This window comes from Chitinophaga sp., from assembly GCF_019236475.1.
Classification (GTDB): domain Bacteria; phylum Bacteroidota; class Bacteroidia; order Chitinophagales; family Chitinophagaceae; genus Chitinophaga.
Genome location: NZ_JAFAIX010000002.1, coordinates 317,341 through 332,161, shown reverse-complemented (window position 1 = coordinate 332,161; position 14,821 = coordinate 317,341). Strand labels below are relative to the sequence as shown.

At 44.1% G+C, this 14,821-nt stretch carries 13 protein-coding genes; 9 read left to right on the top strand and 4 right to left on the bottom strand.

Features of this window, described 5'->3' with window-relative positions; all coding sequences use genetic code 11:
• Positions 1–37 precede the first annotated feature (37 nt).
• From JO154_RS01920 to JO154_RS01905, 4 genes are all read left to right on the top strand, one after another.
• Entirely contained in the window at positions 38–937 is a 900-nt protein-coding gene (locus tag JO154_RS01920) for a hypothetical protein (protein ID WP_291941380.1), read from the top strand.
• A 31-nt stretch (positions 938–968) separates the two neighbouring features.
• Positions 969–1,460 (top strand): hypothetical protein, encoded by a 492-nt coding sequence (locus JO154_RS01915; RefSeq protein ID WP_291941379.1) that lies wholly within the window; start codon positions 969–971, stop codon positions 1,458–1,460.
• 35 nt (positions 1,461–1,495) lie between these two features.
• Entirely contained in the window at positions 1,496–2,401 is a 906-nt protein-coding gene (locus tag JO154_RS01910; RefSeq protein WP_291941378.1) for an AraC family transcriptional regulator, read from the top strand.
• Positions 2,402–2,498: 97 nt separating this feature from the next.
• Positions 2,499–3,710 (top strand): MFS transporter, encoded by a 1,212-nt coding sequence (locus JO154_RS01905; protein WP_291941377.1) that lies wholly within the window; start codon positions 2,499–2,501, stop codon positions 3,708–3,710.
• 96 nt (positions 3,711–3,806) lie between these two features.
• Here the strand turns inward: JO154_RS01905 and JO154_RS01900 are convergent, their stop codons facing one another.
• The 4 genes from JO154_RS01900 to JO154_RS01885 all read right to left on the bottom strand — a co-directional run bounded on the left by JO154_RS01900 (position 3,807) and on the right by JO154_RS01885 (position 8,884).
• The gene (locus JO154_RS01900; protein WP_291941375.1) at positions 3,807–5,120 is read right to left on the bottom strand and encodes a hypothetical protein; all 1,314 of its coding nucleotides are present in this window, start codon (positions 5,118–5,120) and stop codon (positions 3,807–3,809) included.
• A gap of 84 nt (positions 5,121–5,204) precedes the next feature.
• Positions 5,205–6,533, bottom strand: coding sequence for an ankyrin repeat domain-containing protein (locus tag JO154_RS01895; protein ID WP_291941373.1), 1,329 nt, complete (start codon positions 6,531–6,533; stop codon positions 5,205–5,207).
• Positions 6,534–6,543: 10 nt separating this feature from the next.
• Positions 6,544–7,734, bottom strand: coding sequence for a hypothetical protein (locus JO154_RS01890; RefSeq protein ID WP_291941371.1), 1,191 nt, complete (start codon positions 7,732–7,734; stop codon positions 6,544–6,546).
• Between the two features lie 478 nt (positions 7,735–8,212).
• Entirely contained in the window at positions 8,213–8,884 is a 672-nt protein-coding gene (locus tag JO154_RS01885; RefSeq protein WP_291941369.1) for a YceI family protein, read from the bottom strand.
• Positions 8,885–9,211: 327 nt separating this feature from the next.
• On the opposite strand from JO154_RS01885, the gene JO154_RS01880 reads away from it, so the two are divergent.
• From JO154_RS01880 to JO154_RS01860, 5 genes are all read left to right on the top strand, one after another.
• Entirely contained in the window at positions 9,212–9,715 is a 504-nt protein-coding gene (locus JO154_RS01880) for an SRPBCC domain-containing protein (RefSeq protein WP_291941368.1), read from the top strand.
• An 89-nt stretch (positions 9,716–9,804) separates the two neighbouring features.
• A complete protein-coding gene (locus JO154_RS01875; RefSeq protein WP_291941367.1) occupies positions 9,805–11,100 on the top strand; it encodes a hypothetical protein in 1,296 nt (431 codons plus the stop codon).
• Between the two features lie 95 nt (positions 11,101–11,195).
• Positions 11,196–11,771, top strand: coding sequence for a hypothetical protein (locus tag JO154_RS01870; RefSeq protein ID WP_291941366.1), 576 nt, complete (start codon positions 11,196–11,198; stop codon positions 11,769–11,771).
• A 446-nt stretch (positions 11,772–12,217) separates the two neighbouring features.
• Positions 12,218–13,987, top strand: a complete 1,770-nt coding sequence (locus tag JO154_RS01865) for an oleate hydratase (protein WP_291941365.1) — start codon at positions 12,218–12,220, stop codon at positions 13,985–13,987.
• A gap of 105 nt (positions 13,988–14,092) precedes the next feature.
• The gene (locus JO154_RS01860; protein ID WP_291941364.1) at positions 14,093–14,821 is read left to right on the top strand and encodes a hypothetical protein; all 729 of its coding nucleotides are present in this window, start codon (positions 14,093–14,095) and stop codon (positions 14,819–14,821) included.

Genomic DNA, 14,821 nt, shown 5'->3' with positions numbered 1-14,821 from the left:
ATACTTACCTTTAACGGATTAGAACCATTGTAATGTTATGCAGATAGCAATTATTGAAAACCAGTTAACAGTAAATAATGTGCAAATTCAATTTCCAGTGAGTGTAACCCGTCTCACGGAAACGCTGGGAAATGCCCGCCATGTCAAAAAGCAATATAACCATATCTATACATGGGATGATAGCGGCATATTAGCTTATTCCAAAAATGGGAAGGACGTCGAGGGGATTGTGTTGGATATACATCCACGTACGTATGATTTTTCTCCTAAAACCGGCTTCCAGTCTGATTTTATTATGAATGGCTCCGGTTACTTGGAATATTTTCAGACACATAAAAATGCTGCGAGAAAGATCGTCGAAAATGATGACAGTGCTACCTTGATACTCGGAAATTTGAATGTATATTTTGATATCGATGACCAAATCATCAATAGTATAACTATCACAGAGTACGTGGCCCCAGCACCGAAAGTCTATAGTGATAAATATCAATTCAAACCGATCACCGGAGAGAAGATTGAATTCACGGATTTCAATTTCAAACTGGCTGTTATCCAGCAGTTGATGTACGAGAAAAATCTATTGCAGCCGGTGTTCGACCTGTATGAGTTTGTGGAGAATTACCAGCCGCGTAAAATCGATGTAGAGAAAGAAGGATACGCATTCATCCCTGAAGTGACTGCTTATTTTGAATCACTGGAAATTGACCGGAAATTTGCGGATGAAATTACGGAAATTCAGCAGGATGGGGGAGACGACATCTACTTGAATATGCTACGTTTCTGGGATGGTGAGAACGATACCTTCAACATTCAAAATTTCGAGGATGTCCGTCATTTCAAGCATCTACAGCATATGACACTATTTTATGCGGATAATTTTAGTGAGATAAAAGAATACCTGGGGAAACATAATATTACGGCAGATTTGTTGTAATACTTTTAGACCATTTTAAATACATTGAAATATGACACCAACAAATAATCCATATATCGCGATACTGGAAAAGTTACAGCCCAAAGCAGCTCCAGACGACCTATCCCTTTGGTCAACCGTCCTGGATGATGCTAGCAAGCTGTTCTCTGATCCTATCCCAGTGAGCCTCTTAACCACAGAGAAGCAGTTGTCTCCCGAAATTATCCACTCGGCGGCGCAGGTATTAGGGCAAACCGATGATTACCTCACAAAGGCTATTCACTATATTAAGGATAACTTTAAAGCATATCCCGAAAAATATAAAATCAAAGCCGAAGAAATCCCTTATCTATCGCTGGATACAGCCGATTTTCCATTGGAGTTCCCGGAATTCACCTTCTATGATGAAGAAGGGTACTGGCTGATCCATTTTGCAGAAGGGAAATTTGAAAACTGCGATCCCCACGGTATTGTAGTCATCTTCACAGACAATGCTCCCACTGACATTGAACTACTGGACGACTGTGAACCGCTGGACGAGTAAGTTTCGTTATCTTTGATTTGTTTAACTTTCATTTCATGGAGAAGGCGGAAACCATCCTACAGTATTATGAGTCTACCAACCGGCAAATCCCTACAGAACTGCTGAATGGAAAAGACAGCAGCTCCCATTTCAATATCCTGAAACGCAAACACTGCCTGGTCAGTCTGCCTTACCGCCGTAGGGATTATTTCAAAATATGCGTCTGTAAAGGAAACGCCATTTTGATAACTGACAAAGGAGAAGTAAAGATAGACAAGCCCGCTATTTTCTTCTCTGGTCCCAATAAGGAACACGGCTGGAAAACCGTGACAGATGACCAGGAGGGTTTCATCTGCCTCTTCAATGAGAAATATATCAGCGCTGTGCTGAAGAAAGAGTTAAAACAATTGTCTGCCGCCTTTGCGGATAACGTATATCCGTTCCTGTTCCTGGACCCCGAGCAGCATGCGCAATTCCTGCAGCTCTTCACTATGCTCCAGGAGGCTTATCACAGCGACTATGAGCAGAAGCATGCCATGATCCATCACATCCTCATGCTGATTGTTCACTTGGGTATTAAAATCCGCTACTCACAAAGGGCTGTGAGTGGCCATCCTGTCAGCGACCGATTGGTAAATGCTTTCTTCGAATTGCTCAATAACCAATTCCCGGTGGATTCTCCGTATAACGGCAGCATCCGTTCTCGGCCAGATGATTTTGCACGCACATTGCATGTGCATGTCAACTATCTCAATTATTGCCTGAAGAAAAGCACCGGAAACACCACCTCCCATATTATCCAAGAACGAATCATAGCAGAAGCCATAGACCTGCTTCGCCATTCTGATTGGAGCATCGCCGAAATAGGCTACAGCCTCGGATTTGAATACCCTCAACACTTCAATCACCTCTTTAAAAAGCATACCGGGAAAAGCCCTAAAGCTTTCCGCCAGGAAGTATGATGTTTTTGTAAATATTTGATTTGTTTAATTCTGCATTTGAATAGCAGAAGTCACTCCAACAGTGTCCTTGTAATTTTGTGTTTCTAAATCCGGCAAAATGAAACACCTTAAAGCGGAAAACAAACAAATCGCTACTTACATCGCATTTATACTGATACCTATATCCGGACTGGCAATGGATATCTATGTGCCGTCCTTCCCGCATATGGCCAAAGAATTGGGCGTCACCAATGATTTGGTACGACTCACACTCACCGTATTTCTCATCAGTTACGGTTTGTCCCAACTATTCCTGGGCAGCCTGGTTGATAGCTTCGGGCGCTACAAGACTGGCTTGATAGCCCTGATCATATTTACCCTCAGTAATTTCCTGATTGCCATTATCAATGATATTCACTTGATCCTCGCCATACGTATTTTACAAGGAATGGTGATCTCTGTGATAATGATAGCCAAACGCTCCTTTTTTGTAGATATCTATAGCGGTGAACAACGAAAACATTATACCAGCCTCTTATCTGTGGTATGGTCCGCAGCGCCTATCCTGGCGCCATTCCTCGGAGGTTACCTACAGGATATCTTCGGTTGGAGAGCCAACTTCGTTTTCTTGGGTATCTATGGGGTAGTGATGGTATTACTGGAATGGCTATACGGAGGAGAAACGATACTACAGCGGGTACCATGGAATCTAAAGACAATCCTCGGCAACTACGGCCGATTTATGAGTCGAAAAGATTTCACACCAGGCGTGGTAATTATAGGGTTTAGCTACTCCATGTCCATTGTATTTGGGATGTCGGCGCCCTTTCTCATTGAAAAAACTTTCGGCCATAGCGCTGTTACAACAGGCTATTGTGCGCTGGCCTCTGGTATATCATTGTTGCTAGGAGGCTTGCTGGCCAAGCGTTTGATCCAACGTAAAATGTTCCCTAAACTATGGACCGCCACCATGATACAGCTATTATTGGCGCTGATCATGTATACCAGCGCCAGCGTATATACGTCCCTGTTATCCATGATGTGCTTCGTAGCAGGCATGCATTTCCTAATGGGATTCGTTTACAACATCTACTTTACTCACTGTCTGACCAGCTTCCCAGAAAATGCTGGCGCAGCAGGCGGCTTCACCAGCGGTGGTGGCTATTTGGTGACAGCGGCTACCAGTTACGTTGTAGTAAACGCGATCCATATGGAGGGGCAACAATCACTAGCAGCGGGTTATATCACTATCATATTGCTGATTGCGGGCGTCTTGCTCCTGGTGAAAAGAATATTGTCGCCGGCACAATTATACCGCTTGGATGGCTGATAAAAATAAATTCCCGTCTATCTTTCGATGGACGGGAATCAACAATTATTTTAACGGGAGACACGTTTCGCTTTGTATGCTTTGCGCGCTCATCTACTACGCCGGAAACACGGTAAACCATTCCGGGTGCATACGTATCAGCGTGGCAATACCCCAGATAAGGGCCGCCATTCCCAACGCTCCCCAGGCTTTTCTGTTTCTGTTTTTCCAACTCCAGCCAAAGAGGGTAGGAAGCTCCCAATATTTAATCATCACATAGAGCAGTAATCCGCCCATCCCCGCCCAACTGAGCACCAGCATACTCAACTGCGAACTCACCAGGATAACAGCTATACAGAACGATAAGGTGATAACTTGCAGCCATATGAAATTTTTCATGCCACAGTTGCTAACGTCTTCAATGGAAAACAGGATCAGCATCAGCAAGAGAAAAACACTCAGTACCAGTAAAGCTTCAGGTATAATAACCGGCAAAAATAACATGACCTCCCAAACGATCAAGCAGATCACCACAAAAGCTGCCAGCCGCTGGTCTTTCAGGCGTAGATTGACCTGGGCAAAAGGGAATAACACCCGGCTCAATAACAGTTCCATTCTTCTAAGAGGAGGTAATGCATAGATGCCAATCATTAATGGAACGATCACTTCATATGGATACCATTTATCCCCAGTGGCTCGCATGACCCATAGAATACCCGCCGTGGTTGCAAACGCAGGGAAGGATACCTGTAGAAACGTCTGCCAGGGCGATAACCGATAGTTATCAATACTATCCCAGATCGACTTGCTATAATACTTGAGATGATATTGTCGGGTAGTAATGGCCGTTAGTTGGGACCAGATATAGAAAATGCCTAGGTGAATAATGATAGTGCGTGTGTACGTTTCCGTTATATATGGCCCCAGGAAAATCCCTGCAATACCCAACAGGAGTAATTCCCACGTCAGTGCGATAGGGGAAAATAGCCAACGAAATAATGGTGAAAGATATCGGACGATCCATCTGAAAAAATCAGGTAGATATTTTCCCAGTAACTGTATAGCGGCAAAGGCCCCAATCAGCGCTGCCAGTCCATATAACAGTCGGGATGTGGTAAACACGCCGCGCAACGCCTGTAATCGGGAAGGCTTTTTAACAGTATACACCAGGTCAGTATTATGTAACAGTTCCTGTGCCAGCAAAGCGGCACTTTCTTTATTCAGTCGGCCTAACTCGGATTGGTGGCTGTTCCAGAAGCTATCTGCTACTGGAGCGCCGGCCCACGACTGCAAGGTGCCATATTGATATAGTAATGCTCTCTGGGTGCTGGATAAAGAATCCAGCGTTTTAGCCAAAGTGGTTTCAGGAGTAGATGCTACGGCCAGATTCCACGACAGAAAGGCGAATAATAAAATGATCAGTTTTCGCATACGCGTCAAATGTAAGCAATCGGACTAACAGGAAGGGGTATACGGAAAAACCACCGCCCCCGTATGATGAGGGCGGTGATGGGTTTATCCATTCAATACTTTTGATTTTTCTTTGTCAAATTCCTCTTGGGAAAGGATGCCCGCATCGAGGAGTTCTTTCAAATCCAGCAGTGCCTTCTTTTTGTCGGTGATATTGGTACCGGCTACTGGAGCGGCTGTTGGGGCAACTGTAGCCGTTGCAGCAGGAGAATTGAAGCTGAGCAAGAGCGCAGCAATCTCATTGAAACCTTTAATGGACGCATAATCAATGGCTTTCTGCTCTTTGGTATTCACAATAGTAGCATCTGCACCCTGCTCCAATAAATATTTTACAATATCTTTTTTGCCAGCAGAAGAGGCATAATGCAAAGCGGTATTCCCGGATTCATCTTGGATATCGATCTTCGCGCCGCGCTCCAACAGTAACTTCACCATACTCAAATGCCCGTTTTTAGCGGCTACATGCAACATACTCTCTCCGCCATAGGTGTAAGTATGATTAAAGCTGAAGGCACTAGTAATGGAAAGACTGTTAGCCGTTTCCACCCAATCCAGGTAACTGTTCATGGTAGTGGTATTGCCAGACAAGGGTTGACTGAAATTCACGTCTATACCTTTGTCTAAGAACAGGGCTACAATTTCTTTTTGGTTATTGGCACAAGCATACCAGATAGGCGACAGCCCCTCGGTGGAAGTGGTAAATACATCTGCACCATTTTCTACTAGTAGATTGGTAAGCGCCCTATTGGTATCATAACAGGCAATCAATAACGCTGATTCTCCTACATGATTGGTATGATTCACATCCGCTTGGTTTTCTATCAGGCAAGTGGCCATGGCAGGGTTTTTCGCCCGAACGGCTACGATGAGTGGACTATCCCCATTTTTGCTAGTGCTGTTTACCTGCGCGCCATTATCCAACAATAGCTGGGCAATATCACGATTACGCCATGATGCAGCGATGAATAAAGGCGTTTCCGCCTGGTTATTTTCCAGGTTGACATCCGCGCCTTGATGGATCAGGGCTTCCATGATTTCTTTTTGACCAGTGCGGGCGGTCAGGTGCAGGAGGCTATTTCCTTGCAGGTCGTTGATATTTGTTCTAGCACCTTTTTCCAACAGGAAAAGGGCCGTTTGTTTTTGTTTTTGCAGACAGGCAAAGTAGAAGGGCGTTTCTCCGTTATGATCTTCGTAGTCCATATCGGCACCAGCTTCCAGCAAGAGTTTTACCAGGTCTTGGTAGCCGTGATGTGCGGCATAATGTAGCGCTGTCCTTCCTTTTTCATCTGTATATTTTACATCCACTTCGTTGTTGGCGAGGAGGATTTCCGCTATTTTCCTTTTGCCACTTTCGCAGGCAACAATAAAAGACATGGACATGGTATTATGCTTTATGTTTTAAAAGTAACTCAACTACCTTCGCTTTCAAGTTGTCCTGAGCAGCGAGATCCATTGCACTTTGATCGCGATCATTGGTGAGATTTGTGTCTGCGCCGTGTTCGATCAGCAGCTTTACTTTACGGTATAACTGCCGAGCGGCTTCCTGGTCATAATTGATGTTATAGCCGCAAACCTTATGCAGCAGCGTATTACCCGCATCGTCCCGACGATCTATTTCCACCACGCCTGCTTCCAATACTGCTTCCAGCATATCTGCCGGGTATTCTGCTACCCAGTCGAGTGCCGCTTTAGGTTGGTTGTAATAGTGAGAAGTTTGATAAATATCTGCTCCGTCGCGCAACAATGCTTTCACAATGGCGATATCGGACTCCGTAGCGCGACTCCGCATACGTAGCGTACCTCCGAGTACTGTTTCTTGATTTTTATTCGCAACCTCAAAATCAGGTGCCGCATATTGTGCTAAGCGGTCGTACATCGCTGTACCGCAAACCTGGTGTACGAGGGCATAGTAATAGGCGGTTTCATCATCCTTTCCAGGTTGATTAGGATCTGCGCCTTTTTGTAGTAAGAGGTCTATGTATTTGGTTTTATTTTTTCCTATTGCCAACTGCAGCGGCGTTTCCCGTACAATATTGCCTTCATTGGGATCCAGGCCTTGCTCGATGAGATAGGAGAGGTAAGATAGACCCGTGTCTTCCTTAATGCTAAATTCCTGTACAATACCATACAGGTAATTTTCTTCTGCATTATTACGATAACGGATATCGCAACCGGCATCTACTAATACCGAAATAATTTCCAGGGGAACATTTAGGGAGAATGCCAGCGCTAGTAATGTTTTACCGTTAACCGCATCATTGATGTTATCGGCTTTTTGGAGGAAGGCTTCCAGGAAAGCAATATCATCTGAACTGTTGCCAATATTGCGAAACAGGCTTTCATAAATAGAGCCATCCAGTTTCTCATATTCATACAGGTCCATTTCAATACTACGGTTTTTTACAAGACCAAGCAGTACATCATAGGCTTTGGCACGGGCAAGCTGATCATAAATATACCTGCGATCGTGGGAGGGAAGATCTTTAGGAAGTTTTTCACCTTGGTCAATCCGTTGTTTTGCGTCTTCCAGCAGGCCTTTCTTCAAAGCTTCTGCCAGTGTGTTCACATCATTCATGATTAAATAAAGATATTTTGGGTTAATTGTTACTCCAAGCTGGGATTGGAATATGGCTTCAAATCTAAGGGTTAAATTTAAAATAGCAAAGTTAGGAGGTTAAACAAAAAAAGTGGTGCCAAAAGACATGGACGAAAAATCTCAATTCTGTCGTACCTACCATGGGCGGCAGTCAGAGGACTTAACAAATAAAGGCTACACGCGTCGCCTGTGCCCAGGGGCAAACTCAGAAGGCTAAACGAAATGGTTGCCCCAAAATTAATCAAGGGAATGGACGCAAAAATCTCCCGTCTGTCGCCCCTGCCAGGGGCAAACTCAGAAGGCTAAACGAAATGGTTGCCCCCAAATTAATCAAGGGAATGGACGCAAAATCTCCTGTCTGTCGCCCCTGCCCATCGGGCAGGGGCGACGAAAATAAAAAAAGTGAGTGTGACGTCGCAGACGTCACACTCACTTTTAAAAAATCCCTTAATGGATATTATTTCTTAACAGCTTTCAAGGTAAAGCCGATTTCTACATCCTTGCTGATCACCCAGTTTTCAGGAGAACCTTCAGTTTTGTAGTGAATACCCCAAGCGCTTCTGTCGATAACGAATTTAGCGCTAGCAGAAACATCATTACCATTTACTGCGATCTGTGCAGGGAAAGTAATGTTCAGGGTGCTGTCTTTCAAAGTCAGGTTACCGCTGATCAGGTTAGTAGCGCCAGGCAGCAGGCTTTTCTGTTTAGTGCTGTCGTAAGGAGCTACGCCAGTGATCACAAATTTAGCCAGTGGATGTTTTGCTACATCAAAGAAATCAGGGCTTTTCAGGTGACCTTCCAGGTCAGCTGGTTTTTTGTCTTTTTCAGTGATAGAAGCTGGATCTACCTGCAGTGTATTCAGGTCTATTTCAAAGTTACCAGCAGCTATAGCACCTTTTTCTACGGTCAGGGTGCCATTGATCACTTTGATAGTACCAAAGCGTGGAGCCATGCCACCTTTGTGAGTAGCGCGCCAGTCAACAGTCGTAGTGGCTGTGTCGATAGCGTAAGTATTACCGCTAGATACTGCGGCTTCTTTTTTCTCTTCGGTCTTCGCTTGGTCGCTAGAAGGACCGCCACATGCTGCGAGCATTAAAAGCAGCGCGAGTGCAGGAACTGTTTGCTTCATAATTATTTTTTGAAAATCTGAACACGAAAGTAGAGCATTGAATTGAAAAAAAAGATAGAAACATTGAAATGTGTCAATTTTATAACAATTGGCATCTTTGGTCCAGTTTATGAAGTCTGGGAAAGAGAATGGGGCACGAATACCACTGCTGTGCTCACTATATAAAAGAAAAAAATATTTGTGCAACCGAATAGTTTCATATATTTGCAACTGAACGGTTGCGAGATGAGATGCAATTCACTCACAACGACAGGCCAAGCAAAAAGATCAGGGAAACGAGGTGTTATCAATAGGATTTAGTATTACAAAACATAAAAAAGACAAAAAATGAACAGGAATCTGACCTACGATTTTTCGGTCGACAAAGCGCAGAAGCGCATTTCAGTTGGCCGAGAATTTGCCGCAGAACTACCCCTCGTATGGGACGCCTATACGAAAAAAGAAATCCTGGATCAATGGTGGGCTCCCCACCCCTGGAAAGCCAGGACAAAACACCTAGATTTCAAAGAAGGCGGCACTTGGCTATACGCTATGGTGGGCCCCCAAGGAGAGGAACACTGGGCCATGGCCACCTATACGAAGATTGTCGACCAGCAACTGTTTAAAAGCAAGGATGCTTTCACCGACAAAGATGGAAATATCAAGCCGGATATGCCGCAGGCAAATTGGGAAGTAAACTTTGAAGCGAAAGGGGATCATACCCACGTTTCCTTTAATATCACTTTCAACGACCTGGCAGATTTAGAAGCCACTATTCAAATGGGCTTCAAAGAAGGCTTCGCCATTGCGATGGAAGGGCTGGACGCACTGCTGGCAACTGTTTTGAAATAAACATAAATACATCCGTTGCTACAACGGGCAGTAGCAACGGATGTATTTTTCTTTTTGTATTATTGCAGCTATCATCAAACGGAAAAATCTTGCTGCATACATTTCAACTGGTGCCCAAAGCCACTGTTATAACCCGCTACCCACTTGCTTCCCGCATTTTTGAAAGCCCGGAAGCCTTCCACGATATCACCGACCCAGATACCTGGTACTATGTACATGAGGGTAGCCTGAACATCAACGGCCATTTCCAATTAGAGTTGGATGATCTGCCCAATGGCCCAGATGGTAATCCTATTGAAGGATATATCATCGATGGCGATTTTCATGTGAGCGGCAATATCATCAATGATACCGGCGACTATGGCCCCATACTCTACGTAACAGGAAATATTACCTGCCAAAGTCTGCTCATTGGCGGCGCACCGACCCGCGTAGAAGGAGATATCACCGCCAAGGAAATGGTCCTGCTACATTATAACCACGGCTGGATGCAATGCGACGGCGTTTTTCGTGTACCCGTAATGGTGGTAAACGACTATCATCTGCCGCAGGCAAATAAAGATATCCCTCTGTTCTATTACAACGATCGAGACCCGGAAATGCCTGCTGAAAACGCATGCCAGGAGGATGATAATGGAGACGACATTATCTCCCCGTTATTATCCCAACTACTCAACGATCCACTCACCACAACATTTGAAGAAATACAACGCGACCTCGCCGCCGGAGAAGTAGTACTGGCACCTGTTACACGGGATGCGGAATGGCATTTGCACCGCGTACAAAAGGATTACCAAGATTTAAAACGGGTACCTGCCGAATATAAAACACCAGCCCTCTGCAAAGCCGCATTACAAAAAGGAATTGGCGCACTGAAATATTTTCCGTCGGCAATGCTAACCTCGGAATTGGCTTTTGAAGTAGCAGCCATAAATGGTATGGCACTTCGCTACTTGCCAGATGAATTGATCACTCCTGAACTATGCCACCTCGCAGTAAAACATGGGGGATTGCTTCGCCATGATATCCCAGAACGCTGCTATGATGCGGATCTTATCTTGGAAGCTATCCAATTTAGAGATTTTCAAATCGAATATGTACCGGCAACTTTTATTACAGTAGACCTATTGGTGGCATATGTGAAAATTGGCAGAGGCGCATGGCTCGATAGATACTGCGAGTCGAACAATATCAGTAAACAGCAAGTGCTGCATCAAGTAATTGATAGCGGCTTCGAGAGCCTGGAGCCCATTTTTAACTGGCATCTCTCTACAGATACCTATCAATATGCAAAAGCAAAATATGATACCCAAGCGTTCCGCGCAGATTGGGACGGGCTGATAGCGCGTTTTGAGCGAAAAGTGAAGCGAGTAACTGCTTCATGATAAGTTTCCTTTAATTCGTCATCCTCAATAGTAACTTTTGGTAGCAGCGACGCGTTCCATCTGAAACGCCTTGCATTATCAATGCTGTAACTGTTATGATGAAACACTTATACTTGCTTGTAGCCCTGGCCCTGCTTTTTGTGGCCTGCCGTAAAGAAAATTCCGATAGCCCGAAAGACGGGCAGATAATGAGTGTGTTTGTAGACCACTACGCTACCGGCGGAGATGGACGCTATTTCCTAAATGCAGACAAAAAAGTGAAGCTTTACACCTTCATACATGATTTCCAACGGGAGCCCGGCTATACCTACATCATTAAAGCAAAAGTAGTAAGGCCGAAAGAGCCGCTGCAAGACGGACCGGGTTATTGGTTGGAGTATTTAGCTACCATTTATAAGGAAAAATACGAAGGGAAAGATACGCTTACACTGCCTGTTTTTGGTTTTGTCGCACCTAGTGAAGCCGTATTTCTTAGAAAAGAAAATGCTACACTTTTCTATCTGGGAACAAAACTGATTCCAAATGATAATAAGGTACAAGCAACACTAGACTCAATCTATACTGCGGTACCAACACTCATCCAGAAATTTCCTAAGCCTAATTATGCCTTGAAAGTGCAGTATGCGCCGAACGATTTTTCCAGCTATATTGTTTATAGCGTGAGTTATTAATTCCATTATTGCTTTGATATAACAAACAGCCCGTTAGCATTGTGCCAACGGGCTTTTTTAGTTGTAGCATTTCCTGCTACAGAAAAATCGCCGTAACAAACAACAGCGTTTTTTTATCAATCAACAGAGCAGCTTGAAACTAGCATACCCAAAAGGTTTCGCCACAGCTAATAAACTGAGTTGTCACCAAAGATTGCCCTTTCAGCTTATCTTTTGGTGCATTCTTCAGTACACTCACTTTGATTTTTGTGAGTTTCAATTTAGAATGGTTTTTCTTTTTCATTTTCGTACAGATGAAGGTTCCTTTTAAAATTACATCATCTTTTTTGCTATATCAATCCCGGAAAAAGGGGATTTATTACCTAAACATTCCCGACCTTACAGTTGTTGTTTATCAGCAACGAGAAAAATGCAATTATTTGCTAACGATTTAATACAAGGAAGACATGTATTACAGTAACGGAAACTATGAAGCATTTGCACGCCCTGTGAAACCCGAAAATGTAGAGCTGAAATCGGCTTATATGATTGGCGCCGGACTCGCTTCTATGGCTGCTGCGGTATTTCTTATCCGCGATGGTCAAATGAAAGGGGATAAGATTACCATCTTCGAAGAACTGAAATTGCCAGGGGGTAGCCTGGATGGAATTTTTCAACCACAGGAAGGATTTATCATTCGAGGTGGCCGGGAAATGGAAAATCATTTTGAATGCCTGTGGGATCTTTTCCGCTCCATTCCTTCTCTGGAAACTAAAGATGCTTCTGTACTAGATGAATTTTATTGGCTGAATAAGAAAGACCCGAATTTCTCGCTCATGCGCGCCACCATGAAGCAGGGCCAGAGTGCACAAACAGACGGCAAATTTACCCTCTCCGATAAGGCGACAGAAGAAATTATACAACTCTTCCTCACTGCGGAAGAGGAACTAAATGATAAACGTATCACCGATGTTTTTAGCCAGGAATTTTTCGATTCCAATTTCTGGTTATACTGGCGTACCATGTTCGCTTTCGAAGAATGGCACAGCGCCATGGAAATGAGAAGGTATATTATGCGCTTTATCCATCATATCGGTGGATTACCTGATTTATCAGCACTGAAATTCACTAAATATAACCAGTATGAATCGCTAGTACTGCCACTGATATCTTTCCTGAAAGCCAATGGCGTGAATATTATCTACGATTCCCAGGTGAAAAATGTAGAGGTACAAACTTCTAATAACAGAAAAGTGGCCCGCAAAATCATTTATGAAGAAGGCGGAACCAAAAAAGAAATCGCACTAACAGAAAATGACCTAGTGTTTGTCACCAATGGCAGTATCACAGAATGCTCCACCTACGGGGATCAACATAATGCCGCTATCATGGATGATTCGCTGGGCGGTAGTTGGAACCTCTGGATGAACCTGGCCAAGCAGGATAAAGCTTTCGGGAACCCTATGAAATTCTGCGGTAATATCCAGGAAACTAATTTCGTTTCCGCTACTGTCACTACCTTAGACGATAAAATACCTCCTTACATAGAGAAAATCTGTCAACGTGACCCTTTTGCAGGTAAGGTAGTTACCGGTGGAATTGTATCTGTAAAGGATTCTAGCTGGTTACTCAGTTGGACGTTCAATCGCCAGCCACACTTCAAATCACAGGGAAAGCATCAATTGGTAGGATGGATCTACGGCCTCTTTTCTGATAAACCAGGAGATTTCATTAAGAAGCCGATGAAAGAGTGCACTGGTATTGAAATAGCCGCAGAATGGCTGTATCATATGGGCGTTCCCCCTGCAGAAATCAATGAACTGGCCGCTAATTCCGCCAATACCATTCCTTGCATGATGCCTTATGCGATGTCTTATTTCATGCCTCGTGCTGCTGGCGATAGGCCACAGGTAGTACCAGAAGGCGCTGTGAACATCGCTTTCATAGGCAACTTCGCGGAAACAGCACGGGATACGGTATTTACGACGGAATACTCTGTGCGCACCGCTATGGAAGCCGTTTACCGCTTGCTGAATGTAGATAGGGGAGTGCCGGAAGTATTTGCTTCGGCATTCGATATCCGCACCTTGCTCAGTTCCTCCGCACGAATGATGGATGGTAAGAAAATCCTCGATATTAAAGTGCCACTTTTGGTGAAATATATTGAGAAAAAAGCCATCGATAAAACCAAAGGTACCATGGTGTACGAAATGCTGAAAGATGCAGGATTAATCTAAACCGCAATAAAATTCCGTAACACAGGCCTGCGTCTTCGGCGCAGGCCTTTTTATTTGCTATGCTTTCAGAATAAATAATACATTTGCTTCCACAATGAAAATTGAATGAAAAGAATATTTTTAGCAGCAACCATGCTGTTGTCATTGAATGCGGTACATGCACAAGATTACCGCGAACCCAGCAAAGAAAGTGAGGAATACAATCACTACAGGAATAAGGTAACAACCCCTCCTTATGGCCTCGCAAAGGTGAAAGCCCTGATCGCCGGTATAGTAGATTCAGATAATGACGAAACCAGTGCGCTCTCTCCAAAAGCTTACGCCGGCCTAACCCTCCGGGAGAAATTCACCTATCACATGATTCATGCTGAAACATATGCCCAGAACTGCGATGCGGTCCCACCTATCATGGACGAACAGAAGAAAATCTTCGGAGAAATTCCAAGCCCCTTCAATGAAAAGGATTGGAGTAGTCGCCAAATGGATTGGTTCCGCGACAATCAAGACTCCGTAGTGGCCATCATCAAAGAATCCGCTTTGCGTAGCAAACGTCTGGGCACTAACTATAAATCCGTTATCGTGGAAATGAACGCGATCGAAATGATTCCATTCCTCCAGGAATTCTACCTGCGAGATAAAAAGGATCATGACATCTTGACGATCTTCCTGTTGTTCATGAAAAACAACAAGTACGAACCTTTCCTGGCTTCTGTGACCAATAAGAAATTATACGGCGAACGCAGTGACTATGGTTCCTTTATCGATTATAACAGTGCCAACGAAGCGCTCATTTTACAGCGTATCAACGATTTCTATAAAAATCGCCATAAATAG